General features: G+C 59.8%; 25 protein-coding genes, 1 tRNA gene and 1 pseudogene. 8 read left to right on the forward strand and 19 right to left on the reverse strand.

The window, feature by feature from the left end; genetic code table 11:
• Positions 1 to 33 precede the first annotated feature (33 nt).
• The 4 genes from rpsB to ACXAEH_RS04930 form a co-directional block, all read right to left on the reverse strand.
• Positions 34 to 807, reverse strand: coding sequence for a 30S ribosomal protein S2 (gene rpsB, locus ACXAEH_RS04915; protein WP_475031358.1), 774 nt, complete (start codon positions 805 to 807; stop codon positions 34 to 36).
• Positions 808 to 995: 188 nt separating this feature from the next.
• Positions 996 to 1,826, reverse strand: a complete 831-nt coding sequence (olsA, locus tag ACXAEH_RS04920; protein ID WP_475031359.1) for a lyso-ornithine lipid O-acyltransferase — start codon at positions 1,824 to 1,826, stop codon at positions 996 to 998.
• Positions 1,823 to 2,584: an L-ornithine N(alpha)-acyltransferase gene (gene olsB, locus ACXAEH_RS04925; protein ID WP_475031360.1), complete on the reverse strand. Its 762-nt coding sequence runs from the start codon at positions 2,582 to 2,584 to the stop codon at positions 1,823 to 1,825. The genes olsA and olsB overlap by 4 nt, the downstream gene beginning before the upstream one ends.
• A gap of 106 nt (positions 2,585 to 2,690) precedes the next feature.
• Positions 2,691 to 2,873, reverse strand: coding sequence for a DUF3553 domain-containing protein (locus tag ACXAEH_RS04930; RefSeq protein WP_141890353.1), 183 nt, complete (start codon positions 2,871 to 2,873; stop codon positions 2,691 to 2,693).
• Between the two features lie 34 nt (positions 2,874 to 2,907).
• Between ACXAEH_RS04930 and ACXAEH_RS04935 the strand changes: the two genes are divergently transcribed.
• Entirely contained in the window at positions 2,908 to 3,504 is a 597-nt protein-coding gene (locus tag ACXAEH_RS04935) for a histidine phosphotransferase family protein (RefSeq protein WP_475031361.1), read from the forward strand.
• A 62-nt stretch (positions 3,505 to 3,566) separates the two neighbouring features.
• On the opposite strand, the gene ACXAEH_RS04940 is transcribed toward ACXAEH_RS04935, so the two are convergent.
• The 7 genes from ACXAEH_RS04940 to ACXAEH_RS04970 form a co-directional block, all read right to left on the reverse strand.
• Entirely contained in the window at positions 3,567 to 4,832 is a 1,266-nt protein-coding gene (locus ACXAEH_RS04940) for a glutamate-5-semialdehyde dehydrogenase (RefSeq protein ID WP_475031362.1), read from the reverse strand.
• Between the two features lie 75 nt (positions 4,833 to 4,907).
• Entirely contained in the window at positions 4,908 to 6,014 is a 1,107-nt protein-coding gene (gene proB / locus ACXAEH_RS04945) for a glutamate 5-kinase (protein ID WP_475031363.1), read from the reverse strand.
• Complete coding sequence (gene obgE, locus ACXAEH_RS04950) at positions 6,002 to 7,036, reverse strand: GTPase ObgE (protein WP_475031364.1); 1,035 nt, start codon at positions 7,034 to 7,036, stop codon at positions 6,002 to 6,004. Before obgE ends, proB begins: the two co-directional genes overlap by 13 nt.
• A 118-nt stretch (positions 7,037 to 7,154) precedes the next feature.
• A complete protein-coding gene (locus ACXAEH_RS04955; protein WP_475035521.1) occupies positions 7,155 to 7,691 on the reverse strand; it encodes a GNAT family N-acetyltransferase in 537 nt (178 codons plus the stop codon).
• Positions 7,692 to 7,974: 283 nt separating this feature from the next.
• Positions 7,975 to 8,244: a 50S ribosomal protein L27 gene (gene rpmA, locus ACXAEH_RS04960; protein ID WP_008553710.1), complete on the reverse strand. Its 270-nt coding sequence runs from the start codon at positions 8,242 to 8,244 to the stop codon at positions 7,975 to 7,977.
• Positions 8,245 to 8,255: 11 nt separating this feature from the next.
• Entirely contained in the window at positions 8,256 to 8,813 is a 558-nt protein-coding gene (rplU, locus tag ACXAEH_RS04965) for a 50S ribosomal protein L21 (protein WP_475031365.1), read from the reverse strand.
• Between the two features lie 201 nt (positions 8,814 to 9,014).
• Complete coding sequence (locus ACXAEH_RS04970; protein ID WP_475031366.1) at positions 9,015 to 9,866, reverse strand: DUF2059 domain-containing protein; 852 nt, start codon at positions 9,864 to 9,866, stop codon at positions 9,015 to 9,017.
• Positions 9,867 to 9,988: 122 nt separating this feature from the next.
• Between ACXAEH_RS04970 and ACXAEH_RS04975 the strand changes: the two genes are divergently transcribed.
• A tRNA-Ser gene (locus tag ACXAEH_RS04975) sits at positions 9,989 to 10,078 on the forward strand.
• Between the two features lie 1,176 nt (positions 10,079 to 11,254).
• Here ACXAEH_RS04975 and ACXAEH_RS04980 read toward each other — a convergent pair.
• The 3 genes and pseudogenes from ACXAEH_RS04980 to ACXAEH_RS04990 all read right to left on the reverse strand — a co-directional run bounded on the left by ACXAEH_RS04980 (position 11,255) and on the right by ACXAEH_RS04990 (position 13,582).
• Positions 11,255 to 12,315: pseudogene (locus ACXAEH_RS04980) on the reverse strand (dihydropteroate synthase).
• A 17-nt stretch (positions 12,316 to 12,332) separates the two neighbouring features.
• Positions 12,333 to 13,259 carry a methylenetetrahydrofolate reductase gene (locus ACXAEH_RS04985; protein WP_475031367.1) on the reverse strand — a complete coding sequence of 309 codons (927 nt, stop codon included), beginning with the start codon at positions 13,257 to 13,259 and terminating at the stop codon, positions 12,333 to 12,335.
• Between the two features lie 26 nt (positions 13,260 to 13,285).
• Positions 13,286 to 13,582, reverse strand: coding sequence for a virulence factor (locus tag ACXAEH_RS04990; RefSeq protein ID WP_039123815.1), 297 nt, complete (start codon positions 13,580 to 13,582; stop codon positions 13,286 to 13,288).
• Between the two features lie 285 nt (positions 13,583 to 13,867).
• Between ACXAEH_RS04990 and ACXAEH_RS04995 the strand changes: the two genes are divergently transcribed.
• Together ACXAEH_RS04995 and ACXAEH_RS05000 are read left to right on the forward strand one after the other, a co-directional pair.
• Positions 13,868 to 14,980 (forward strand): Ppx/GppA phosphatase family protein, encoded by a 1,113-nt coding sequence (locus tag ACXAEH_RS04995; RefSeq protein WP_475031368.1) that lies wholly within the window; start codon positions 13,868 to 13,870, stop codon positions 14,978 to 14,980.
• 72 nt (positions 14,981 to 15,052) lie between these two features.
• Positions 15,053 to 15,769 (forward strand): RlmE family RNA methyltransferase, encoded by a 717-nt coding sequence (locus ACXAEH_RS05000; RefSeq protein WP_475031369.1) that lies wholly within the window; start codon positions 15,053 to 15,055, stop codon positions 15,767 to 15,769.
• Between the two features lie 5 nt (positions 15,770 to 15,774).
• Here the strand turns inward: ACXAEH_RS05000 and ACXAEH_RS05005 are convergent, their stop codons facing one another.
• Both ACXAEH_RS05005 and ACXAEH_RS05010 read right to left on the reverse strand, forming a co-directional pair.
• A complete protein-coding gene (locus ACXAEH_RS05005; RefSeq protein ID WP_475031370.1) occupies positions 15,775 to 15,963 on the reverse strand; it encodes a hypothetical protein in 189 nt (62 codons plus the stop codon).
• 128 nt (positions 15,964 to 16,091) lie between these two features.
• Positions 16,092 to 16,955 (reverse strand): YihY/virulence factor BrkB family protein, encoded by an 864-nt coding sequence (locus tag ACXAEH_RS05010; protein ID WP_475031371.1) that lies wholly within the window; start codon positions 16,953 to 16,955, stop codon positions 16,092 to 16,094.
• Positions 16,956 to 17,101: 146 nt separating this feature from the next.
• Here ACXAEH_RS05010 and cls point away from each other — a divergent pair, with 146 nt between their 5' ends.
• Positions 17,102 to 18,517, forward strand: a complete 1,416-nt coding sequence (cls, locus tag ACXAEH_RS05015) for a cardiolipin synthase (RefSeq protein WP_475031372.1) — start codon at positions 17,102 to 17,104, stop codon at positions 18,515 to 18,517.
• Here the strand turns inward: cls and ACXAEH_RS05020 are convergent.
• Positions 18,514 to 18,963 (reverse strand): ion channel, encoded by a 450-nt coding sequence (locus ACXAEH_RS05020; protein WP_475031373.1) that lies wholly within the window; start codon positions 18,961 to 18,963, stop codon positions 18,514 to 18,516. The two genes, cls and ACXAEH_RS05020, sit on opposite strands and share 4 nt — an antisense overlap.
• A 196-nt stretch (positions 18,964 to 19,159) precedes the next feature.
• On the opposite strand from ACXAEH_RS05020, the gene ACXAEH_RS05025 reads away from it, so the two are divergent.
• Genes ACXAEH_RS05025 through ACXAEH_RS05035 form a run of 3 tightly spaced genes read left to right on the forward strand, consistent with a single transcriptional unit; the run spans position 19,160 to position 23,269 of the window.
• Positions 19,160 to 19,816: an ABC transporter ATP-binding protein gene (locus ACXAEH_RS05025; protein WP_475031374.1), complete on the forward strand. Its 657-nt coding sequence runs from the start codon at positions 19,160 to 19,162 to the stop codon at positions 19,814 to 19,816.
• Complete coding sequence (locus ACXAEH_RS05030; RefSeq protein ID WP_475031375.1) at positions 19,813 to 22,230, forward strand: FtsX-like permease family protein; 2,418 nt, start codon at positions 19,813 to 19,815, stop codon at positions 22,228 to 22,230. Before ACXAEH_RS05025 ends, ACXAEH_RS05030 begins: the two co-directional genes overlap by 4 nt.
• Positions 22,220 to 23,269, forward strand: a complete 1,050-nt coding sequence (locus ACXAEH_RS05035; protein WP_475031376.1) for a lipocalin-like domain-containing protein — start codon at positions 22,220 to 22,222, stop codon at positions 23,267 to 23,269. Before ACXAEH_RS05030 ends, ACXAEH_RS05035 begins: the two co-directional genes overlap by 11 nt.
• Before the next feature lie 27 nt (positions 23,270 to 23,296).
• On the opposite strand, the gene ACXAEH_RS05040 is transcribed toward ACXAEH_RS05035, so the two are convergent.
• Together ACXAEH_RS05040 and ACXAEH_RS05045 are read right to left on the reverse strand one after the other, a co-directional pair.
• Positions 23,297 to 23,728: a universal stress protein gene (locus tag ACXAEH_RS05040; RefSeq protein WP_475031377.1), complete on the reverse strand. Its 432-nt coding sequence runs from the start codon at positions 23,726 to 23,728 to the stop codon at positions 23,297 to 23,299.
• Positions 23,725 to 26,334: a TRAP transporter permease gene (locus tag ACXAEH_RS05045; protein ID WP_475031378.1), complete on the reverse strand. Its 2,610-nt coding sequence runs from the start codon at positions 26,332 to 26,334 to the stop codon at positions 23,725 to 23,727. Before ACXAEH_RS05045 ends, ACXAEH_RS05040 begins: the two co-directional genes overlap by 4 nt.
• Between the last annotated feature and the right edge of the window lie 65 nt (positions 26,335 to 26,399).

Consider the following 26,399-nt stretch of genomic DNA (forward strand, 5'->3'; position numbering starts at 1 on the left):
CTGCCCCGCATGTCAGTTCCGTGACAGGACGGATCAGGCGTCAGCGGCTGCTTCTTCAGCAACGGCTTCTTCTGCCGGTGCCTCTTCCAGCGCGCCCAGGTCAACGCCAGCAGCGCCCAGCTGAGCGGACATACCGTCCAGAGCGGCACGGGCCACCAGGTCGCAGTACAGCGAGATGGCGCGCGATGCGTCGTCGTTGCCCGGGATGATGTAGTCTACGCCATCGGGGGAGCAGTTGGTGTCGACAACAGCCACAACCGGGATGCCCAGTTTCTTGGCTTCGGCGATTGCCAGCGCTTCTTTTTTCACGTCGATGACGAACAGAAGATCCGGCACGCCGCCCATTTCGCGGATGCCGCCCAGGGAGGCCTGCAGCTTCTCCTGGTCGCGTTCCATGCCCAGACGCTCTTTCTTGGTCAGGCCTTCGGCTCCGGAGGTCATCTTTTCGTCGATTTCCTTCAGGCGGTTGATCGACTGGGAAACGGTTTTCCAGTTGGTCAGGGTGCCGCCCAGCCAGCGGTGGTTCATGAAGTACTGTGCGGACTTCTCGGCTGCTTCGGCGATCGGGCCAGCGGCCTGGCGCTTGGTGCCGACGAACAGGACGCGGCCGCCTTTGGCGACGGTGTCACGGACAACCTGCAGCGCCTGGTCCAGCATCGGAACAGTCTGGGTCAGGTCCATGATGTGGATGCCGTTGCGCGAGCCGTAGATGAACGGCGACATGCGCGGGTTCCAGCGCTGGGTCTGGTGGCCGAAGTGTACGCCAGCTTCCAGCAGCTGACGCATGGTGAACTCGGGAAGAGCCATGCTATTCTTTCCTTTCCGGTTTCTATCCTCGGCGGGGGTTCAGAGCGGATGCTCCAACCGGGGGTCCGTCAGGGATGTCTCCCCTGATCAGGCCAAACCCCGCCTGCGGGTTCGTAGGCGCGCCTATAGATCAGTTCCGGAAGCGTGGCAAGGGCTGAACAGCGGAAATTGCCATACCGTCCTTGGTTTCATCCTTCCAGGGCTTTTTGGTGACCCGCGCGCACGACCTCTTCGGCGCGGGCAGCCAGCGCCTTGCGGTCCGCAAAGCCAGACACTTTCAACGGTGGATGGTAGATGAGTTCAACAGAACCCTGCCGCGCAGCCCCAAGCACCTTGAGCAGGTGCGGGCAAAAGTCCATGTCGCCCCACCAGCCGTAAAACCGGGCGGGTGCCCCCTTGGGTGCGTGATACACTACCGAGACCGGCTGGACATGCAGGCTATTGCGAAGTTCTTTCGTGAAAAATGCCGCGAACAACGTTGTTTTAAAACGCAAAACCCTAAGGCCATCCGTAGATGTTCCCTCTGGGAAGAACAGTAATTTGTGGCCAGCACCCAATCGTTGTTCGAACAGTTCTGCCTGTTCCTTCGCCTTCTTGGGGTTGCGTTCGACAAACACGGTGCCAGTGGCCCTGGCCAGCCAGCCGATGCCGGGCCAATTGGCGACCTCGGCCTTGGATACAAAGTAGATCCGCTTGCGAGCATTCAGCGCAAAGATATCAAGCCAGGAAGAATGATTGGCCACTACAGGGCCACGCTCCCGCATCAGAGTTCCGCGGGTTCTGTAAGCGATGCCAAGAATGCGGAACGCGTTGCGGCAGACAAACTGGGTGATAAACGGGGTTACCGGCCGGTGCAGGCCGCAGACGGGCCGTTCGATCAGGCGCACTGCAAGCAATACCAGCAGACCACCAAAGACCAGCAGCGCCAGCGGCAGCCCGCGGAGCAGCACCAAACCCCAGCCAAGCGGCGCGATCCGGACCGGGTCTGGCGCCTCCTCGCTTTGCCAGCTGATACTCATGAGCGGCCGCGGCCTCCGGAATAGATCTTGCGCTGCCGTTCATTCATCCGGGCCGTGTCCAGGATCAGGCAGACGTCCGTGGTATTGAAACCATGGTCGATGTAGGCGCCCGCTCCGACGAAACCGCCAAGCCGCAGATAGGCTTTGATCAAGGCTGGTGTTTCCACCATCGCGCGCCTGCGGTCCAGATCACTTTCCTTGATCAAGTCCATGTTTTCAAAGACTTTTGATCGGACACGAATGTCCCGGGGAGCCAAGTGGTTATGGTGCAGCATCGACAACGGATTGGCCAGCGCCTGCAGGTCGGTTCCATGAAAACTTGCGACACCGAACAGAACGTCGATACCGTGCGCCTCTACATATTCCGCCAAGCCCGCCCAGAGATGAAACATCGCAGTCCCGCCGCGATAGTCAGCATGCAGGCAGGAACGGCCAAGTTCCAGCAATCTGCGTCCAGACCTCTTTAGAGAGGTCAAGTCATATTCATCTTCAGAATAATACTGCCCTGCCTTTGCCGCCTGGTCATCCCGCAAAAGACGGTACACACCGGCCACTTGGCCGGTCGCTTCATCCGTGACCAGCATATGGTCGAAAAAGGGGTCGAACCGGTCACGCTCCAGCCCGGCATTGTGATCGACCAATTCACCGCCGCCGCCGAGTTCCCGGACAAAAACATCATAGCGCAAGGCCTGTGCCGCGCGCAGCTCTGCCTCGGTTTCTGCTATTTTCACGGAAAATTCCGGAGCACGGTCTTGCATTCGGCTATCCTGCGTGGTTCAGGCTTGCGCGCAACTAGCCTGAGAGGCAAAGAAAGCGCAAGTTATCAGTCAAGTTTGAATGAGTTCGTTAACCCTTCATAAACCGTTATGGCTCAAAGACGGGGATAAGGGAGACGCGCGCTCCATCAATCACAAGCTTGCCTTGATCGGGGAAGTTCACGGTGATCTTGCCGCCCGCGTTCGACTGAACCTGGCCGATGCCCCACTCAGGGTGATCCGGGTGCCGGACGAACATTCCGGGGGCTAAAATAGCGTTGAGGTCATTCATTGGCGGGTGGCCCAATTCGGAGGAAGTAGAAGTTATGGGTGTAGATAACGCCAATCTGGCCGCTTTGGTAGGGTCGCGGATCTGCCATGATCTGATCAGCCCCGTCGGTGCCATCAACAACGGGCTGGAACTGCTGGGCATGGCCGGCAGCATGTCCGGTCCGGAATTGGAGCTGATCTCAGACAGCGTTGCCAATGCCAATGCGCGTATCCGTTTCTTCCGTATCGCCTTTGGCGCCGCCGGCGACCAGCAGATGGGGCGTGCCGAAGTGGTATCGGTGCTGGAAGATATCTCCAAGTCCGGCCGTATCAAGTACCAATGGTCGCCGCTGGACGGCTGCACCCGCAGTGAAGCACGTTTGGCGCTGCTGTCAGCGTTGTGCTTGGAAAGCGCCCTGCCCTATGGCGGAACGGTCAAGATTTTCTGCGCAGACGGCAAATGGACGGTAATGGGCGAAGGCAGCAAGCTGGCGGTCGATGATGAGCTTTGGGCCCGGGTCAGCGGCGGGAACTCCAATGCCGAAATCACCCCGGCTTTGGTTCAATTCGCCCTGTTGCCTGAGGCTGCAAAGGAAGCCAACCGCACAGTCAGGCTGGAACAGAGCCTGGAGAAAATTACGCTGCAATTCTGATTTGCAGTATTTTCACAAAGAAACGCCGGGCTTCCTGCCCGGCGTTTTGCGTTTTTGATGCCTTAGGCGCGTGTCGTACCGTTGCCGCGCACCAGGTACTTGAAACTGGTCAATTGGGTGGCCCCAACCGGCCCGCGGGCGTGCATCTTGCCGGTGGCAATGCCGATCTCGGCGCCCATGCCGAACTCGCCGCCGTCGGCAAACTGGGTTGAGGCATTGTGCATCAGGATGGCGCTGTCGAGTTCGGAGAAGAATTTCTGAACTGCGGCCTCATCTTCGGTGATGATGCAATCAGTATGCTGAGAGTGATGCGTACGGATGTGCTGGATTGCTTCATCAATGCCCGCTACCTGCTTGGCCGCAATGATGGAATCCAGATACTCTTTACCCCAGTCATCCGCCGTAGCAGTGGTCATGCTGTCCGGTCCAGGCAGCCCAGCCTCGGCACGGATTTCCACGCCGGCGGAGGTCAAGGCCTCCAGAACCATCTTGCCCAGCGAAGCTGCGATGTCCTGATAAATCAGCAGGCATTCAGCCGCGCCGCAGATGCCGGTGCGGCGGGTCTTTGCGTTCAGCACCACGTCCAGTGCCTTTTCCGGATCGGCAGACTTGTCGAGGTAGATATGCACAATGCCCTCAAGGTGGGCAAAAACCGGCACCCGAGCCTCACGCTGGACCAGGCCAACCAGCCCCTTGCCGCCGCGCGGCACGATGACATCGACGTAATCTGTCATGGTCAGCAGTTCCTGCACCGCAGCGCGGTCGCGGGTCGGGACCAGTTGCACCGCGTCTTCCGGCAGGCCTGCAGATTTCAACCCCTCCGCCAGGCAGGCGTGAATAGCCTGCGAGGAATGGAAGCTTTCGGAACCGCCGCGCAGGATCACAGCATTGCCGGACTTCAGGCAAAGCGCGCCGGCATCGGCAGTCACATTCGGACGGCTTTCATAGATCACGCCGATCACGCCCAGCGGTGTGCGCACGCGCTGGATCTTGAGGCCGGTGGGCTGCTCCCACTCCTCCATCACTTCGCCTACCGGGTCGCGCTGTTCCGCCACGGCGCGCAGGCCATCAACGATGCCCTGAATACGCGCCTCGTCCAGCATCAGCCGGTCCATCATCGCGTCCGACAGGCCTTTGCCTCGGCCGAACTCCAAGTCCTTGGCATTTGCTGCGATGATCTCTGCCCGGCGGCTCCAGACCGCCTCCGCAGCGCCGATCAAGGCTGCGTGTTTGCGTTCCGCACTGGTTGTCGCCAGGATTTGCGCTGCTTGCTTTGCACGTTTGCCAAGCTCCGCCATCACGGCGGGAATGTTCTCATTATCTTTCATATGTCTCGCACCCTTGCCGGTCCCTGTCTGCACGTCTTCGGCTTGCCGGCTGGAATAAACTATTCGTCTAGTCTCTCAAAGCGCCATATCATCGCGGTGGATCAGTGCGGCACGGCCGGGATAGCCCAGCGTCGCCTCGATCTCCTGTGACTGGCGCCCCTGGATGGCACGGGCCTCCTCCGCGGTATAGCGTGACAGCCCCTGCCCCAGCTTGTGGCCGTCTGGGCCGAGGATGGCCAGCGGATCGCCGCGGCCAAAGTCACCCTCCACATGACGGACACCCGCGGGCAGCAGGCTTTTACCGGACATCAGCGCGCGTGCGGCGCCTTGATCAATCGTAATCACACCGCGGGTCTTCATTGCACTGATCCAACGCTTGCGGGCTCCTTGCGGGTCGCCCTGTCCGGTGAACCAGGTACAGGTTGCGCCTTCCTCAAGTGATTTCAGCGGGTTCAGGGGCGAACCTTCAGTGATCGCCATGGCGCAGCCGGCCGCTGTGGCCATCTTCGCGGCCAGCAATTTAGTGATCATGCCGCCCTTGGACAGGCCGGAAACACCATCGCCTGCCATTGCCTCGATCTCCGGTGTGATCTCATCGATCCGGTCATAGCGCTTGGCGTTCGGATCCAAGGCGGGGTTGGCGCTGTAAAAGCCATCGACATCTGACAGCAGGATCAAGGCATCCGCCCCCACCGTCACTGCCACCTGCGCTGCCAGCCGGTCGTTGTCGCCATATCGGATCTCATCCGTTGCAATGGTGTCGTTCTCGTTGACGATAGGCACGGCGCCCATGCTCAGCAATGTTTCCAGCGTCGCACGGGAATTCAGATAGCGGCGCCGGTTTTCGCTGTCTTCCAGTGTCACCAGCACCTGTGCAGTCGTGATGCGGTGCGGCGCCAAGGCCTCCTCATACGCACGGGCCAAGCGGATTTGCCCGACCGCAGCGGCCGCTTGCGACTGTTCTAGCGGCAAATCTGCACGGGGCAGACCCAGAACACCGCGGCCCAAGGCAATCGAACCCGACGAGACAAGCACGACATTGGTGCCATGCGACTTCAGCCATGCGACATCATTGGCCAGAGAGTGCAGCCAGCCTGCGCGCAGCTCGCCGCTATTGCGGTCGACAAGCAGGGCTGAGCCGATCTTGACGACAATCCGTTTCGCGCTGCTCAAGGCTGCCAAGGCTCTTCCTCCTCGGCAGGCTTCATCCTCAGGCGGTCGTCATCAATCTCATTCCGCAAGGCGCGCAGTACTTCGCTCACACCCTCACGGCTGACACCGGACATCAGCAGCACCGGCCCGCCGACAGCTTCCTCAAGCGCGGCGCGCTTTTCCTGCAGCTCGTCGGGATCAATTGCATCAACCTTGTTCAGCGCAGTTATCCGGGTTTTGGTGGCCAGTTCGCCGCCATAGGCCTCCAGCTCGCCGATGATGGTCTCGTAATCCTCGACCACGGTTTCCGAGGTGCCATCCACCAGATGCAGAAGCACTGCGCAACGCTCCACATGACCCAGGAAACGGTCGCCGATGCCGCGGCCCTCGTGGGCGCCTTCGATCAGGCCGGGAATGTCCGCGACCACAAATTCGGTGTTGTCGATGCCGACCACGCCCAGGTTCGGGTGCAGCGTGGTGAACGGATAATCCGCAATCTTGGGCCGGGCGTTGGAGGTGGCCGACAGGAAGGTGGATTTACCCGCATTCGGCAAGCCCAGGAGGCCCGCATCGGCAATCAGCTTGAGCCGCAGCCAGATGGTGCGTTCAACGCCCTCCTGGCCTGGATTGGCCCGGCGCGGCGCCTGGTTGGTCGCGGATTTGAAGTGCAGGTTGCCAAAACCGCCGTTGCCGCCCTTTGCCAGCAGCACGCGGGCGCCGGGTTCGGTGAGGTCAGCCAGAACGGTTTCCTCATCCTCGTCCAGGATCTCTGTCCCCACGGGGACACGCAGAATAATGTCGTCACCGTCCTTGCCGGTGCGCTGGCGGCCCATGCCGGACTGACCGTTTTTAGCAAAGAAATGCTGCTGGTAACGGAAGTCGATCAGCGTGTTCAGCCCCTCGGTCACCTCAGCCCAGACCGAGCCGCCCTTGCCGCCGTCTCCCCCGTCCGGCCCGCCGTATTCGATATACTTCTCACGACGGAAGCTGACGCAGCCGTTCCCGCCGGCGCCCGAGCGGATATAGACCTTTGCCAGATCGAGGAATTTCATGACAGCTCCTTAATGCGGCAGGCACCCTGCCCGTCCGCGCAGTACAAGTGTCCCGCAAGCGCTTGACGCCCTTGCGGGATGTTTCGATTGCCTTACCGCAAAGCGCGCGCCGCGCCAATCACAGTTTTCGGCTGTAAGTCCAGGTTGGGACGGTGGTGTCGCGCGCCACCGAATAGCTTTCGGCGTCGCCCAAGTAATCAAAACCGCAATGGATCAGCACCCGGGCCGAAGCGGGGTTATCCTGAAAGACGACGGCAAACATCGCATCGTTGCCTTGCGGATTTGCATCCACCAGCGCCTTCAACGCGGCAGAGGCAAGCCCGGTATTCCAAAACGGCGGCGCCGTCCAATAAGAAACCTCGGACTGGTTCCGGTCCATCCGTTTCAGACCGATCAGCCCCTTCAGTTCGGCGTCGCCATCTGCCGTGCCGTCAATTACCCAGACATCTTCGTCGCGGTCTTCTGCCATTGCCCGCGCCACATAGGCCTCAACCGCGCCGGGCGGCAGCGGATGCGGCACCGAGCGCGTCATACGGGCCACGCGTTCTTCACCCGCATAGTGGGAGATCAGCCCGGCGTCCGATTTTCGCAGCGGGCGCAGGATAAAACGCTCGGTTTCGATGACCTGCTGGTTCACGATCTGCTCCAGGTTCATGGACATGCTCCTCCTCTGCCAAAGATCTTCCGGTGGCATTTGCCCTTGTTTTTGCAGCGTTTCAGTTCAGATGTGCATGACCTGCCCTTGCGGCAAGACATAGCGCCCTCAAATTCCGCCAAACTTCCCGTTGACGCTCCGTGAGCGCCAAGCACGCGGAAAGCAGAAGACGGGGCGTTCATCGATGCTGGGGAAACCATGATCAACTCACAATCGGAAAACAGAAAAAGGGACCGGCTGTATAGCCGATCCCCCTAAAGATTTCTTTACCGTTCGGGTCGGCTTACTCAGCGGCCTCCGCCACTGGGAGAACCGATACAAAGGTGCGGCCTTTCAGGCCTTTGCGGAAGCTTACAGCACCGTCGGCAGTTGCGAACAGGGTGTGATCCTTGCCCATGCCCACGCCTTCGCCGGCCCAGAACTTGGTGCCGCGCTGACGCACGATGATGTTGCCTGCGATGGCGGCCTGGCCGCCAAACAGTTTCACGCCAAGGCGGCGGCCCGCGGAGTCGCGGCCGTTACGTGAGGAACCGCCAGCTTTCTTATGTGCCATTCTCTCTCTCCTTAGCCTTTGGCCAGCTCTTTGGCCTGCTCAACCCACTCGGGCTTCACTTTGATTGCTTCGATACCAGCAATGTCGTCTTCGGACAAGGCTGCGATCTGGGCAAAGCTGGTGAGGCCTGCTTCTGCCAGTTTCTTGGCAGCTGCGGGGCCGACGCCGGTCAGCTGGGTCAGGTCGTCCGAGGCAGCGGCTTCTGCAGCAGCAGGTGCAGCTTTGGCAGCGGCTTTCGGAGCAGCTTTGGTTGCGCCCGAAGCCAGGATCTCGGTGATCCGGACCAGGGTCAGCTTCTGACGGTGGCCGACGGTGCGCTTGGAGGAGTGCTTCCGGCGGCGTTTGACGAAGTTGATGACCTTGTCGCCTTTGATCTGGTCGATGACTTCTGCCTTCACAGCAGCGCCTTCGATCAGCGGAGCGCCAACAACCGGTGCGTCGCCGCCCAGCATCAGAACTTCGTCGAATTGGATGGTTTCGCCAGCATCAGCAGCCAGTTTTTCAACGCGGAGCACGTCGCCCGCCTGAACCTTGTACTGCTTGCCGCCAGTCTTGAGGACCGCAAACATGTGCGTTTTTCCTTTTCTAACCGCGTCCTACGGCCCCCTTGCGGGTGTTTCGGCAGATGCCGCCTCGAACAGCGCGCCCCTATAGGGCGGTATTGCAAATAAATCCCGGCGCACGGATTCCGGGCCGGGATGCGGGCTTATGGTTCGGAAATACTGTGCTGTCAACCAATTTCCACAGGACTGTCCGAATGCCTTATTGAGTCAGATATCCTGCCCCGGCGTCAGCTCTGCCATCCGGCGCGCCAGCTCTTCGAAGCGGTTGGCGGTGATTTCATATTGCACCGCGTTCAGCAACTCGTACACCCGCTGCATTGGAGCCTCCTCCAGTGCCTCCACATAGGCCTGCACTTCAGCATCCGAAAACTCCTGGTAGGTATATGCAGAGGCCGCCAGACTGGAGGCCTGTAGACTGAGCCGCATCTCACCCTCCTGTTCTTTCATCAGCGCCCGCAGCCCGTCTGCATCCAGCTCAAGCTCAACAACCCCCGCTGCGGCGGCGGCCATCAGAAAACGGAATTGTATCTGCTGCAGCGCTTTCACCCCGGTGCCCGCGGCGTCAATGGCGGTGCCCATGCGCTGGTACATGGCAACACGCTTGCTGCCGGCCCTGACAAGGTCAGAGATAATCCGGTTTCCCGCGATTTGCTTAACCTCGTCGTCTTCCACCAGGTGCGAGGCATTTTCGGCCCGTACCAGCCGCTGCCCCAAATCGCTGGCATAGAAATCAGCCGCATGATCCAAGGCTTCATCATCCAGGGTTTCCTCGAGGATCTCCAGCGCCAGGGCCCGCATGTCCGAGGTGTCGAACACTTCCTCGGACATCTTCGTCCACTGGCTGCCAAACGCACCCGCATCAACGCCCAGCATCAGCGGGGCGCTGGACGCGGAGAGCGCAATACTGTCCAGGGCAACGTCAAAACCCGTGACTTCAAGAAACGCTTCCACCTGGTCGCGATCCGCCGCCTGGGCCGGCCTTATGGCGGTGATGAGTGCCAAGCAAACCAGCAGGACGGCACGGGTCAATATTGCGGGCAACGGAACAGTAATACGCATAAGTCAAATCTAGGCAAAAACCTTTGGCAGACAACGGGAAACCGGCTTTTTTTGCCAAAGCTGCATTTCCCCCTTGCGCAGGTCCGGAATCAACCTTAAACGCTGCCCCACCAGACCCCCGCGGAGAGGTGCCGGAGTGGTCGAACGGGGCGGTCTCGAAAACCGTTGTGGGTGCAAGCCCACCCAGGGTTCGAATCCCTGTCTCTCCGCCACTATCTTCCAACGGCCGCTACAACCCCGTACGATCCAGACACTCGTCGTTGTCGATTTTCGTACCGTAAAATCAGTGTGCTATCAAATGAGCGGCTTACGGCGCTGCATCAGGATTGTTCGAGGTCCCTTTGCTGTATTTGCTCTGAAAGGCCCGCTTGAATGCGCCGTGGATCCCGAACCTGCAGGCAACTACAATCTCTTCGATAGAGAGACCGCTGTTTTCAAACAGGAGCTTGCCAGCATCCAGCCGCTAGGCCAGGCAGCATGCTTGCGAAGTCAAGTTCACGGCCTACCGGAACCGCCGCAGAACGGTGCGGTCGCGCAGAACGGCGATGGAGAACACCAATTGCGGCTCGGAACCGGGGCGCGGGTGGCATTAGATGAAGTTCCCCGCCGCCGCCCCGGCAATGGCCAGCCAATCGCGGCGGCGGATGAACCCCAGCCCGTCCTGGTGGGTGGTCCGCTTCGACCTGCCTGGCGGCCCCCGCTGGAAGGAATCCGCCTTTGATACGCGATCCCGCTGGAAGTCTTCGCTTGAGCTGGGTCGCCAGGTCGTCGTAATCGGCCGGCGGCAATATGATTCAGGTGCCCTTCATGTACGACAATGCCGCACGTACGCACTGTGTGAGACCCCGTTCTATCACTGCAGCGAAGCCTCCGCTGACTGGCTCTCCTAGAGAACGCCAGCCAGCGGTATCTCTTAGCTGCCCCCCCGGAACTGGCAGATCCTAGCAACTGCCCAGAGGCGGACCTGACTGCGGTACTGGCGGATTGTTTTCATGCCCAGCCTATCGCCCATTGGCTGAAAGCCTGGAGCAAGGGCTCTTCCGCCGCCGTTCCGCTGGCCTCGCTGCTGGACACCTGGAATGTAGCATGGCAGGAGGCGGGTCTCAGCACTTGCACCCTTTAACTTGACCTCTACGAGACTCCACTTTCCGCCCGCTTCAATTTTGATCCAGTTCCGAACGCAGCCTCAATTGGCGCATTCAACTTTGCCCCTGCCTGCTTGCTGCACCAAGACTGCTGAAACCACCCTCGCAAATCAAATTCTTCGTTGACGTGAACCGAGTGGACGTGCCCTCGGAACCGGTCTCAAAACCACATTTTGAGTTCCAACTTGCAAAAAGAAAGCCGGGCACTTGGCCCGGCTTTCATTCAATCTTCTGCAGCGCGGATCAGGCGCGGCGGCGGCGTCCGCCGGAACGGCCGCCGCGGCCGCGGCCTTCTTCGCCTTCGGCTGCCGGTGCCTTGTTGAACTTGATCCAGTCGCCGCCGTGCGGGTCGTTGTTGGTCAGCAGGTTGGCCGCGCGGATGGCTTCCATTTCCTTGCCGGCCTTCGGCTTGGTCGAGCCCAGGCCGAACATCTGAACGAAGGCCTCGTCGTCCATGCCTTCCGGCAGGATGATGCCAGCGGCTTCGACTTCGGCTTTCTTCTCGGCGATCTTCTTCTGAGTGACCGGCAGCGCAACCGGGTTCATGATCGCAGAGGTCATGCCAGCCGCCATTGCCATCGGCAGGAAGGCGTTGTTGATGCCGTGACGGTTCGGCAGGCCGAAGGAGATGTTCGAGGCGCCGCAAGTGGTGTTTACACCCAGCTCCAGACGCAGCTTGCGGACCAGTTCGAACACTTGCTGGCCGGCAGTTGCCATCGCACCGATCGGCATCACCAGCGGGTCAACCACGATGTCATGCGCCGGGATGCCGAAGTCGGCTGCGCGCTCAACGATCTTTTTGGCAACCGCAAAGCGGACTTCCGGATCTTCAGAGATGCCGGTGTCGTCGTTGGAAATCGCCACGACCGGAACGTTGTACTTCTTGACCAGCGGCAGCACCATTTCCAGGCGGTCTTCTTCGCCGGTCACAGAGTTCAGCAGCGGACGGCCTTCAGCCGCGGCCAGGCCGGCTTCCAGTGCGCCCGGAACCGAGGAGTCGATGCACAGCGGTACATCGGTCAGGCCCTGCACCAGCTCGACGATTTTGGTCATCAAGGGCGGCTCGGTCTCGTTCGGGTTCGGGTTGGAGTTGTACACCACGCCCGCGTTGATATCGAGGATGTTGGCGCCTGCCATCACCTGGGCCAGGGCGTCTTTCTCAACGGTGGAGAAATCACCGGCTTCCAGTTCGGCTGCCAGTTTCTTGCGGCCGGTCGGGTTGATGCGCTCACCGATCACGCAGAAGGGCTCGTCAAAGCCCAGGATCGCGGTTTTTGTTTTTGATTTACGACTGTACGGGTCATTTTTGATCCTTAGGGTCTCAGGAGTTAACCGGCTTGGCAAACTCGCCGCCGTTGTTGATGGCCCAGGTGGCATTGGTTTTGATGCCGCCCAGCGGGAAGAAGTGGACTTTCTCGATCTGGAAGTCCGGGTTGGCTGCCTTGTGGGCTGCCAGATCCGCCAGGATCTCGCCCGGCTCATGCGGCAGCAGCAGCTTGGAGACGTCCTTGGCACGCTTCTGCAGCACTTTCAGCGACGGGCCGACGCCGCATGCAATGGCGAATTTGATCATGGTTTGCAGCTTGGCCGGGCCGGCGATACCGATGTGCACCGGCAGGTTCATGCCGCGCTCTTTCAGCTCGTTCACCCACTCGATCACCGGCTGGGCTTCGAAACAGAACTGGGTTGCCAGCGCCATCTCAGCGTCGGTGCGCTTGGAGAATTCCTGTTTCCAGTCTAGCGCTGAGTAGGTGTTGGCGCGGCCGCCGTTGGGGTCGATGTCCAGGTTCGGCTCCGGGTGGCCAGCCACGTGCAGGTTGGTGAAGCCCGCGTCGTCGAACAGGCCGGTTTCCAAGAGCTGCATAGAGCTGTCGAAATCACCGTGCGGCTTAGCAACACCGCCGGCCAGGATCAGGCCCTGCTTGACGCCTGCTTCGCCTTGGTAACGGTTGATCCAGTCGCCCAGGGTTGCTTTGTCCTTGATGATCCGCGCCGGGAAATGCGGCATCACATCGTAGCCCTCGCCGGCGATGCGCTTGGCGGTGGCGACCATATCCTCGATCGGAGTGCCTTCGATGTGCGCGATGTAGACGCGGGTACCCGCGGGCAGAAGGTCGCGGAAATCTTCGACCTTGGCGGCGGTGCGCGGCATCACTTCGATGGAGTAACCCTTCAGGAAGGCCTCCATTTCAGGGGTCGCTGCCTGGCCTGCGCCAGAATCGCGTTTCTTAAAGTTCAGCAAAGCCATCACGGCCTCCCATAGTGGTGTCAGGCTCACGCCCATCCGTCGTTTGCGATCAGCGCTTTCAGGCGGTCCTGATCATATTCTGTCTCCAGGCGGGTTGCCTCGGCTTCGGCGATATCAGCCGCCTCGCCTTCCGCAGCAAAGGGGGCTGCCTTGCGCCATTCGGCAAGATAGGCGTCGGCATCCTTGGCGTTCACCTTCATCGCCGCACGGTCGATGGCCTGCTCAAACCGCTCTTCCAGCTGCCGTTTGGCGCCGCGGCGGCCTTTGCCAACGATGACCTGCGCGGGGATGTCGCGCCAGTATACGATCGTAACGTCGGGCATACCCTGATTTCCTCCTAACCTGGATAGACCACGTTCTAGAGTGGCGGCCGCCCGCACGTTGGTCGAATTTCGACAACGTGAAGAGATAGAGCGACGTTTTCCCTGCCGCGACCCTAGCTTTGTGCACCTTCGAATGCCACAGGGCACGGGCGCAAAAATATTCATGTGGATTATGAGATTTCCGGTACCGGACGGAAATTGCTCTGCTTCTGCCGCCCGGTGCTTGCGCCGCTGCCCGCGCGCACCTATTGTCGTCCTTAACACGATAATCGGAGGGCGTGAATTATGGCGCCCAGGCGCTCGAAAGGTGCGGGCGCGTTTCCCAAGGCGGTTGAGACCCCTGCACCGGCCCGGCCCGATCCTGATGCGCTTTATGCGGCGCTGGATCTGGGTACAAATAGCTGCCGCATGCTGATCGCCCAGCCCAAGGGCAGCGGTTTTCATGTGGTCGACAGTTTCTCCAAGTCGGTGCAGCTCGGTGCCGGGCTGGAGCGGACCGGACGGCTGTCGCGGTCCTCGATGGCGCGCACCATACAGGCGCTGCGGATCTGCCAGCAGAAACTGAAACGCAACAAGGTCAAGCGGATGCGGCTGGTCGCTACCGAAGCCTGCCGCCGAGCGCGCAATTCCCGGGACTTTATCCGCCAGGTAAAACGGGAGACCGGATTGAACCTGGAGATCATCCAGCCGGAGGAAGAAGCGCGCCTCGCAGTAATCTCCTGCGCGCCTCTGGTTTCCACCAAGACCACGCAATTGCTGGTCGTCGATATCGGCGGCGGCTCGACCGAATTAGTCTGGATCGACATCTCCACGGTTCCCCGCCGCGACCGCCCGTCGGCGATTATGCGCCTGCACAATGGCTTTCATCCGAGCGAAAGCCCCTTCCCTGCGGCCAAAGTTGTGGACTGGATTTCCGTTCCATTGGGGGTGGCCACTTTGCGCGACCAGTTCAACGACGTCGAGGATGACGCGGCCCGCTTTGCACTGATGAGCTGGTTCTTCGAGGAAAACCTGGCCGATTTTGCCCCCTATAAGGATGAGCAGGCGCGTGCAGGCTTCCAGATTGTCGGCACCTCCGGCACGGTGACGACCGTGGCTGCCTCGCATCTGGGGCTCAAGCGCTATGACCGCACCAAGGTAGACGGTCTTCGGATGACTAGCGATCAAATCGACAAGGTGATCCGCGGATACCTGGAACTTGGCCCCCAGGGCCGCCGACGAGACCCCCGCATCGGCGAGGACCGGCAAGCGCTTATCATGTCTGGCTCCGCCATCCTGCAAGCCTTACTGCGCTGCTGGCCAACTGACCGTTTGTCGGTTGCGGACCGCGGCCTGCGTGAGGGGCTGCTTTACGCGCAGATGAGCGCTGACGGGGTTCTGGAAGACGGCCCCTTCTAATTCCGTTACAAATACCCTATGTCCCAAGGCTTGGAATTCTGAGGCACCGGACGTGGTCCGGAAGGCGGCGAAATGGCAAAGACACCAACTGGCAAAAACACCTCCGGCCGCGGTCAGCGCGACCTGAAGGTCAAAGTGAAGTCCGCCCGCGGGCGCAAGCTCAGTTCAACCCGCTGGCTGCAGCGGCAATTGAACGACCCCTATGTGAAGCGTGCCCAGGCCGAGGGCTACCGCGGCCGTGCGGCCTTTAAGATCATGGAGCTGGACGACAAATTCCGCTTTCTGGTGAATGGTGCCCGCGTGGTGGATCTAGGCTGTGCGCCGGGCGGCTGGGCGCAGGTAGCGGTGAAGCGGATCAATTCTCTGGGCGAAAAGCCCGGCAAGGCTGTCGGCCGGATTATCGGAGTGGACTTGCAGGAAGTTGAACCCCTGGCCGGTGCCGAGTTTCACCAGCTGGACTTCATGGACGATGGTGCCGATGACAAGGTAAAAGAATGGCTCGGCGGCAAGGCTGACGTTGTGATGTCCGACATGGCAGCGGCCAGCTCGGGCCACAAGCAAACGGACCACTTGCGGATTATCTCGCTGTGCGAAACCGCCGCATATTTCGCTTTTGACGTGCTGGAAGAAGGCGGCACCTTTGTTGCCAAAGTTCTGGCTGGCGGTGCCGAAGGCGAACTGCAGAAACTGCTGAAACAGAAATTCACCAAGGTGATGAACATAAAGCCGCCCTCTTCACGTTCGGACAGCTCTGAGAAGTTTGTAGTCGCCACGGGATTCCGCGGCTGAGCCAGTCAGATCCGGCGGTTGTGCGGCGTGGTCAGCGACCTTTCGGCCAGGGTGCGCAGCAAAATCGCCTCGTCGCCTTCGCCATCTGTCAGTCGTGACACCCGCAGCTTGCGGCTCACATGGCTGGCCATTTCCCGCTGGCGCATCAGTTCGAACAGACGCATATGACGCAGTTTGTTTTGCAGTTTTGTCATGATGGCCCCTTCTGGATCCGCCGCTTTTCTGCAAAGTAGAAGGCGATTGGGGCCGCCGAACGGCCTAATTGTGGCAACGCCGCCTTATTGTTGAAGAAGCAGAAACAGTTGCAGAAAAGCCGCGGAGGCTATGACAGCTGCCCATCCGCCATATCGATCAAGGCGCCGTTGAACTCTGCGCCCAGGATCAGGATCGCGGCATTCAGGTAAAGGAAAATCATCGCCGCCATTGCGCCCGCCAACCCGGCATAGGTGGCTGAATACTGAGCGAAGGAACTAACGTAGATTGCAAAACCACTGCCCGCCACCAGCCACAAAAACAGGGTGAGCGCAACGCCGGGCAATATACGGCGCATCCTGTGGATCCGGCCCGGCAACAGAATATGAAAAGCCAGAACCGCACCCGCTGGCAGCAACAAAGCCAGCATGCCGCTCAAACCTTTCTCCCAATGACCGGAAAGCTGGGCGAACGGCAGCAGGTCTGCAAGATAGCGCACGTACAACGGCAGCAGCAATTCGAACACGGCTGCAGCCAGGATGCCTGCGCCCCCCAAAACCACCAGGCAGATGCAAATGCCGCGGGTCTTCCAGTACGGCCTGGTGTCTGTGTCATGATAAGCCTGCACCAGGGCTATCCGGACCGCGTCCACCCCGTTTGAGGCGAAGTACAGAGCAAACAGCCCACCCAAAGTTGCCAGCTGCGGGCTCGACGTTTGCAGAACTGCTTCCAGCTCGGCCAGAATAGGCCGGGCAACGGTGTCCGGCCAAGCGCCAAACACCAGCTCGGTCATGGTCTCTCTTTCCACGTCTTGGGACAGCATCCCTGCGACCGTCCCCGCCAGAGCGACGGTGAACAGGACAAAGGGAAACAGCGCCAGCATCATCGACATGGCAATATGGCTGCTCATCACCCAGCCGTTCTTCCTGTTGAAACGGCGGATGGCTGAAAGGAGGGCGGCGGGCCAACAGTGGAAAGGGGGAAGGATCGGCATAGGTGCACGTTTCCACAGCCGTCAGCGAATTGCCAGCCGCACAGTTTGCTTTTTAGAACCTGCGGTTTTCTTTCCGCCGACCACAAGTGGCGATCGGGTTCTGCGGATACTAGTTTGAAGTAAATGCGGACTTTTTAAGGATTTGCATGTTCTGGTTTGTTCTCAGCACGGCGGCGCTGGCCGCAACCTGGACAGCCGCAGGGCTGGCGGCCCTCAGCGCGGCACGAACAGCACGGACTCCGCAAGGCGCAATCGGCTGGGTTGTGTTTCTGCTGGCAGCACCCGTTTTGGCCCTGCCCGCTTACATGGTGTTTGGCCACCACAGGTTCAAAGGTTACTGGCGCGCCTGCAAGGCAGCGCAGCAAGCCGTAACAGCTGCCCGCACCTATACCAGCACCCAATCTGAAGGCGCTGGCACACTAAAAGTCAACACCGCTCCGTTTGAACGGATAGCCGGATCGGAAGTGTGCCGGGGAAACGGCCTGGAGCTTTTGATAGATGGTCAGAACACATTTAGATCCATCTTCAAAGAGATTGAAAATGCGAAAGAATACATTCTCATTCAATATTACATCCTGCGTGCCGACGATCTTGGCCTCCAGTTGCAGGCCCGGCTGGTTGCTGCGGCAGAACGCGGTGTCACGATCTGGTTCATGCTGGACAGTATCGGCAGCCGCCGCCTGCCACGGGATTATCTGCAGACGCTGGAGGCAGCGGGCGTCAATACCTTAGATCCTGCGGGCCGCTGGCGCCCCTGGCGGCGTCTGAGGATCAATTTCCGGAACCACCGGAAAACGGTCATCGTGGATGGCCGTGTCGGCTTCACCGGAGGGCTAAACGCCGGGGATGAGTACATGGGGCTGGATCCCGCTTTTGGCCCTTGGCGCGACACGCATGTGCGCCTGACCGGACCGGTTGTCCAGCAATTGCAGCTTGGATTTGCAGAGGATTGGCACTGGCGTTCGCAAGAGCCGGTATTGGATCTGCTGAACTGGGAGGCAGAACCGTCAGAGCAAGACCGGCCGGCGTTGATCGTTGCCACTGGCCCCGGCGACAACACAGGCAATGGCTCAATGCTGTTCTTCTCTGCCATCGCCGCAGCCAGCAGCCGTATTTGGCTGGCTTCACCTTATCTCGTTCCAGACCAGGACGTGTTTGCAGCGTTGAAACATGCAGCGCTAAGCGGACTGGATGTTCGGATCCTTTTGCCGGAATCCATTGACCACTACCTTCCTTGGCTGGCCGCCTTTGCATTTTTTGATGAACTGAGAGACGCTGGGGTGAAGATCTTGCGCTATCAAGGCGGCTTTATGCACCAGAAGTGTTTTGTCATAGACGACACCATTGCAGGGATCGGCACGGCCAACCTGGACAACCGGTCTTTCCGGCTGAACTTTGAGACCATGGCGCTGTTTTTTGATGCCGTCTCAGCCGGTGAAATTTCTGAAATGCTGGAAAGGGACTTTCTTCGCGCAACTGGCCTTGCGCAGCCTCTGGAACAGCAAACACTATCAATTCGCCTGCTTGCACCAGCGGCGCGGCTGCTGGCGCCTGTGCTTTAACCTCCAACCGCATCTTCTTGCCTTTGAAGAGCAAACAGACGGCCCATGGCGCTCACCAGAAAGGCCGTGCTTATACCGAAGCCAAACAGCCCTGTGACTGCGGCAAACGCGGCAAAGATCCTTAATGCGGGCCCCAGAACCACATCGCCGTAGCCCAGCGTGGTGTAGGTCGCCAGAGAGAAATAGACGGACGTGTTCCAATCTCCGATCGCCCCGACCAGGACGAAGGCTGCCGACCAAATCCAGACCTGCGCGGTGTGGCCGCCCAGGATGATAAAAATGGCCACAACCAGCATCAAGCCAAGCTGCCAGGCCCGGTATGGTTTGACAAAGCGCCCGGCTAATTTGTTCAGGACGGCGGCGCACCACACCAGCACGCTGATTTCCAGTACCAGGCAGACACTCAAGTAAACCGATCCCCACAACAACTGGTTCCAAAGTGTCATCTCTGTCCTCCCGGCATTGTGAAGTATCGGCAAGCCATTGCTGCACCTGTGCAAACCATTCTACAATGGCCTTTCGCGAAACTGGCGGAAGCGTCCCGTAAATTCTGCAAATGTGCCGCACTGGACTTCTGCGAGCCGTGGGTATTGAGTGCTGCTGCAAGGAGCGACGACCACAAGCGCCGGAGGCAGCTGCAGAATGGTTCTGAGAATCCGCGATGTGACGAAAATTTATCCCGGCCAAGCGCCGGACATGGCCGTTCTGCGCGGTGTCTCGCTGGATATTGAAGCTGGGCACAGCCTCGCTTTGACCGGGGACAGCGGATCGGGCAAAAGCACCCTTCTTCACCTCGCCGGGGCGCTCGACAGCTTTGACAGCGGTGAGATCGAAATCGGAAACACGCGGCTTTCCAGGCTGGGTGATGCTGAGCGCGCGGCGTTGCGACGTGGTTCAGTTTCGATTATATTTCAACAGTTTAACCTGATCCCCTCACTCTCTGTGCAGCAAAATATTGCGCTGCACGCGCGGCTCGGCGGCAGATGGCAGGCCGATTGGGGAACCCGGCTGACAGAAAAACTTGGACTGGCCGGCCTGCTTGACCGCTACCCTGAGCAGCTCTCCGGCGGACAGCAGCAGAGAGTTGCCATTGCACGTGCACTGGCAGTGCGGCCTAGGCTGCTGCTCGCGGATGAGCCAACTGGCAACCTGGACGAAAACACCAGTGATGCGGTGATGAGCCTGATGCTGGAGCTGGTTCGCGAAAGCGGCGCGGCGCTGTTTTTGGTGACCCACTCAGCCGCAATTGCGCAAATGCTGGACCGGAGGCTGCATTTGCAGCACGGCAAAACCGCATGATCCGCGCTGCCCTGCTAACGATCCTGTCCCACTGGCGGCGCCACCCTTTGCAACTGGCAACCCTGATGGCAGGGCTAGCACTGGCAACCGGTCTCTGGTCGGCAGTTCAAGCAATCAACAGCGAAGCCCGTGCAAGCTATGCCCAGGCCGCAGAACAGCTGGGAACCGCCGGTGCGGACCGGATTATTCCTGAGGATGGATCAATTTCACTGGCTCAATACGCCGCCTTGCGCCGGGCCGGCTGGCAGCTGGCACCTGTACTGGAAGGGTCAGCCAGGATCGGGCGGCAAAGCTTTGAAATCATGGGAGTTGATCTGCTCAGCCATCCTCTGGTTCCAGCCCTAGCGCAAGCGGTGGAGTTGGAAGGCGCATCGCCCCTTGATGCCCTGCTGCCACCCGGCCGGGTGTTTGCGCACCCGGATGTTGCCCCTTTGGTGGAAGCGGCGCATCCGCCCTATCCCGTCACCCGTTCCGAGGCTTTACCGCCTACGGTCCTGGTCGCAGACCTGAGCCTTGCCGGTGAGTTGCTTCGCCAGCCGGACACGCTCAGCTACCTTCTGGTGCTTCCCGAACAAATCCCGGGCCTGCGGCCGCTTGAGGTACTCGCCCCGGACCTGACCCGGGTTTCCGCTGCGAGCGCGGCTTCAGATACCGCGCGGCTAACCGACAGTTTCCACCTCAATCTGACGGCTTTCGGCTTGCTGTCTTTCGCCGTAGGCCTGTTCATTGTTCAAGGTGCGATAGGATTGAGCCTGGAACAACGCCGCGGCCTGATCCGGACCCTGCGCGGCTTGGGTTTGCCGATGCGCCTGCTGATGCTGCTGCTTGCGGGGGAACTGGCTGCCATTGCGCTGTGCGCCGGGTTGATCGGGCTCGCCGGCGGGTACTTTGTGGCCGCCGCCCTTCTTCCGGGAGTCAGCGCCACTTTGGCCGGGCTGTATGGCGCGCCGATTGAAGGCAGTCTGTCCTTGCGGCCTTTCTGGGCAATCTCGGGGCTGGGCATGGCGCTTGGCGGTACGTTTTTGGCCGGAGCCCAATCCCTGTTTGCCCTATCGCGCATGCCTTTGCTGGCCGGTCCAGCGACCTGTGCCCGGGGGCAGCAAGCTGGCCGCACTCATATTCTGTCGGCCACAGCCGGCGCGGCCAGCATCCTTGCGGGCCTTCTTGTTTTATCCTTTTTTCAAGGGCTTATTGCCGGTTTTGTATTTCTAGGCGGTATCATGCTGGGGGCTGCCTTGATGCTTCCTTTGCTGATCTCAACTGGGCTCCGGCTGGGCGCACGGTTTTCCCGCAGTCCTTTTGGCGATTGGCTGTGGGCTGACACACGGGCCCAGCTGCCTGGCATGTCGCTTGCCCTGATGGCGCTATTACTGGCACTGGCGGCAAATATTGGCGTGGGAACAATGGTTTCCAGTTTCCGCCTCACATTCGTGGGCTGGCTGGACCAACGTCTGTCAGCGGAAATATATGTCACTGCAAACACTGACGCTCAGGGGGCTGAACTTGCCGCCTGGCTTAAGGGACGTGGCGTGACAGTTCTGCCAATCCGTCGAACCGACATCCGGTTTCAAAGGGCGCCGCTGCGGCTTTACGGAATTGTGGACGACGCGACCTACCGCGACAATTGGCCTTTGCTGGAGGGACTGCCGGATGTCTGGGAACAGGTCGCTAACGGTAATGGCCTGCTGGTCAATGAGCAGCTTGCGAGACGCCATGGCCTCGCCCCCGGCGGCACTCTCCGGCTTGGCCCCGATTGGGAGCTGAACATTGCCGGGGTGTATTCCGACTATGGCAATCCAAATGGCCAGGCAATTGTTTCGCTGCCGGAACTGCTCGCCAGGTTTCCGGCACTCCCGAACCGGCAATTCGGTTTGCGGCTACCCCAAGAAAAGGTGGCTGAGACTGTCAGCTACATCCGGGAGACTTTTGACCTTCAACGAGAAAACGTGATCGACCAAGCCAGCATCAAAGCCCGGTCCCTGGCAATCTTTGACCGGACCTTTGTGGTGACCGCGGCGCTCAACCTACTCACGCTTGGCGTTGCCGCCTTTGCGATGCTGAGCAGCCTCCTGACCTTGTGGAGCCAGCGGTTGCCTCAGCTGGCGCCGGTCTGGGCCATGGGGCTTACCCGCCGGAATCTGGCACTCGCGGAGCTTTTGCGCAGCGTGCTGCTGGCCGCACTTACCGCGGTGCTTGCGCTGCCTCTGGGCCTGGTTCTGGCTTGGGCACTGCTGGCAGTAATCAACGTGGAAGCTTTCGGCTGGGAATTGCCAATGCATCTGTTTCCGGCGGACTGGCTTCGGCTGTTTTTGCTTGCTCTTCTGGCTGCGGTTGTTGCCGCCGCTCTGCCCGCCTTCCGCCTCAGCCGGCTGGATCCATCTGAACTTCTCAAGGTGTTTGCCAATGAACGCTAGATTTACCCTCGCATTTTTCCTCTGTGGATGGGCCGCGGCGGCCAGTCCGCAGAGTTACGCCGGCTTGGGAACAGAAGCTGAAGGGTTTTCTGTTCCGCAGCGAGGTTACCAGCTGACCTTTCCGCGCGATCACGGCGCTCATCCAGATTTCCGTATTGAGTGGTGGTACTTAACAGCCAATCTTGAAGGGACGGATGGCCAGAGCTATGGCGTTCAATGGACGTTGTTCCGCTCAGCCCTTGCACCAGGCGAAGCCGAGGGCTGGCAAAGCCCGCAGATCTGGATGGCCCATGCAGCCGTGACCTCTCCTGGCCGCCATCTGTTTGCAGAGCGCATCGCGCGGGGCGGGATAGGTCAGGCAGGAGTTACCACGGCACCGTTTGAGGCCTGGATCGGCAACTGGCAGATGCGATCAGAGGGAAGCGACCTCGAAAAGATGCGATTAACCGCTAGCGACCATGCCTTTTCTTATGATTTAAGCCTTCGGGCTGACGGCCCGATTGTCTGGCATGGGGATGAAGGTTTCTCGGTCAAGTCCGCCAGCGGCCAGGCCAGCTACTATTACTCCCAGCCGCATTACCAGGTTTCCGGAACACTTACCCTGCCGGACGGACCGGTTGATGTCACCGGCCATGGCTGGCTGGACAGAGAATGGTCAAGCCAGCCGTTAGCGGAAGATCAAAGCGGCTGGGACTGGTTTTCGCTAAGCTTTGACAGCGGCGAAAAACTAATGGGATTTGTTCTGCGCGGTGACAGCGGCGATTTCACCTCCGGCACGTGGATTTCAAAGACCGGCGAGGCGCAGCCGTTGCTGCCTGGACGTTTCCAAGCCAAGCCACTGGAATTAAGCGAAGTACACGGCCGCAAGATACCAACCCGCTGGCAGGCCAGCCTGCCTGAGAAAGGAATTTCCGTAGAGGTGCAAGCACTTAACTCTCAAAGTTGGATGGGCACCTCATTTTCCTATTGGGAAGGCCCGGTATCTGTCACCGGAAGCCATAGCGGCAAAGGGTATCTGGAGATGACAGGCTATGAATAAGGGCGCCCGCAGGCGCCCCTTAAACAGTCAGCGGACTACGAAAACAGAACAGTCCGAATGCCGGATCACCCGGGCCGCATTGGGCCCGAGCAGATAGTCTTTCAAGTCCGGCTTGTGCGCGCCAATCACGATCAGACCGCTGCCCGCGGTTTCCGCAACTTTCAGGATCTCCTGATAGGCGGTGCCGGTTGCAACCACGTGGCGCACCGTAGCGTTCCTCTCCTCTCCCAGAACCTTGGCGCAAAGGTCGCTGAGGCGTAGGGTGGCGTCTTTTACCGCCTTTTCATGGTGGTGATCCTCAAAGAACCCCGAAACCCAGCTTTCGCCGAAATCCGGCAACACGTTGACTACGTCAAGCTGCGCTCCGTCCATCTCCGCAAGCCGACCGGCCTGGGCTAGGACCTTTTCATCAGACGCCTGATCACTCAATTCCAAGGCGCAAAGAACGGGTTTGCTCATGCCGTTACTCCTTCTTGTTCACGCCCGCGGCCGCGCTGCAGCAGCGCAACCAGTGCGACCAGCAGCAAGGCGGGGAAAAAGATCAGTTCCTTGGGCAACTGGCTGGCCGGGGCTTCAATCGACATGATCTGCACCGGTTCGTCAGCGTAGAAGTCGAAGCTGTCCAGACTTGAAGCAACGGGTTTGCCGAACATCGGCTCATCCAATTTCACAATCCCGTCCTCTTCCAGCATCAACAGGCCGAAATCATCCACTGTTTGCTGGCCGCCGCTGCTGCCCGCAGCCAGGACCAGAGTCGTGGACTTGATCTTGGAAGTATCAAAATCAGGACCTTGCACAGTGATCCTCAACTCTGCGCCCGCTTCCGCCGCATCCAGGGCCTGAACCAGTTCTGCAGGCGGGACTTCAGCATATGGCGGCATCACACGGTCCATGAAGAAATCCGGCCGGAACAGCGCAAAGGCCGCCGCGATCAGCAGGATGCTTTCATAGATCCGGCTGCGGCTGACGAAGTAGCCCATGGTGCCGGCAGTGAAGACCAGGATAGCGATGGTCGCCGAGATGGCGACGATGATCCCTTGTATCCAGTTCACATCGATCAGCAGTAGATCAGTGTTAAAGATGAACACAAACGGCAGCGCCACGGTGCGCAAGCTGTAGAAGAATGCGGTGAAACCGGTGCGGATGGCATCACCGCCCGACACCGCGGCGGCGGCAAAGCTGGCCAGCCCCACAGGCGGCGTCACATCCGCCATGATGCCGAAGTAGAATACAAACAGATGCACCGCAATCAGCGGCACAATCAGTCCGGACTGGGCGCCAAGCTCTACCACCACACCCGCCATCAGCGAACTGACGACGATGTAGTTGGCAGTGGTCGGAAGCCCCATGCCTAGCACCAGCGACAGCAGGCCGACCATAACCAGCATCAGGATCAGGTTGCCGCCCGAGACGAACTCAACCAATTCGGACATCACCTGCCCGACACCAGTGAGCGTTACGGTGCCCACAATGACCCCCGCGGTGGCGGTGGCCAGCGCGATGCCAATCATGTTGCGGGCTCCGTCAATCAGCCCGTTCCACAGGTCCTTGACGCCATCAACGAAAGTTTCTGCCATGTTGCTTTGACCACGGAAAATCGCCTTGAGCGGTTTCTGGGTCAGCAAGATCACAAACAGCAGCGCCGTGGCCCAAAAGGCAGAGAGGCCCGGCGACTTCTGTTCGATCATCAGGAAGTAAACCAGCACAATGATCGGCAGCAGATAATGCAAACCGGCCTTATAGATCTCGGCCACAACCGGCAGTTCAACCGTTTTGGCATTCGGATCATCCGGCACAAGATCGTCCACGCCAGAGGCTAGCCACAAAAGCCCTGCATAGACCGCGACCAGCAAAGCTGACAGGGTCAGGCCAGAGGCGTTCGGCATCGCTGCCACGATCCATTTCACCGGATACTGAACGCCGTAGCACAGCCCGGCAAAACCGGCAAAGAACAACGCCATGCCACCGATGGTGCGGCCCATTGAGACGACGCGGTTGCCCAGTGTCGGCATGTTCCGCTTCACCGCTTCCAGATGCACGATATAGACCAGCGCGATGTAGGAAATCGCGGCTGGCAGGAAGGCATGGGTGATCACTTCGACATAAGAGATGCCCACATACTCCACCATCAGGAACGCGGCTGCACCCATAACCGGCGGCATGATCTGGCCGTTCACCGACGAGGCGACCTCAACCGATCCCGCCTGCTCACTGGTAAAGCCAACACGTTTCATCAGCGGGATGGTGAAGGTGCCGGTTGTGACCACATTGGCAATAGACGAACCGGAGATCAGACCGGTTGCAGCCGAGCCCACAACGGCAGCTTTGGCCGGGCCGCCGCGCAGGTGACCCAGCGCGCCAAAGGCCATTTTGATGAAGTAGTTCCCTGCCCCGGCCTTATCGAGAAGCGCACCGAACAGCACAAAGAGGAAGACAAATTTGGTCGACACGCCAAGAGCGATGCCAAACACGCCCTCGGACGTGATCCACATATGGCTCATCGCCTTTTTCAGGCTGGCGCCTTTCCAGCGGATGACTTCGGGCACCCAATCCGACGAGCCGAAGAAAACATAGGCAAGGAAAATGGTCGCGATGATCGCCATCGCCGGTCCAAGCGCGCGGCGGGCTGCTTCGAACAACAGGATCAAGCCTGCGAGAGCAAACCATTTGTCGACATCATCAGCCAGGCCGCCGGAGTCGACGATTTTTTGATAGAAGATATAGCCATAGAGCGCGATGCCTGTTCCAAGAACGGCAAAAATCCAATCCTGGATCGGGATGTGGCCCCGAGGGCTGGACTTCAGTGCAGGATAGGCGGCGTAGGCTAGGAAAAGGGCAAAGGCCAAGTGGATTTGCCGTGAGTTATTGATCACGCTGCCAGGCAGCAGCTGATTGGCCAGCGGCGAGGCCAGAATGACTTGGAAAACCGACCAGATGACGGCGACAACAGCCAGAAACACCCCCACGCTCCCCACCGGGTTGCGGGCGCCGGCGTCGGAGGACGCGACCAGTTCCTGAAGCTCTTCTTCGCTGAGCGGTCGATTTCCCTGAGCATCGGATGTCATGGATAATCTCCCCTTGGGCCGCTGCCTGCAGGCGCAGCCTTCATATTATCTCCCCACCCCTGGGG

The sequence above is a fragment of the Leisingera sp. ABM4_060 genome, from assembly GCF_056158765.1.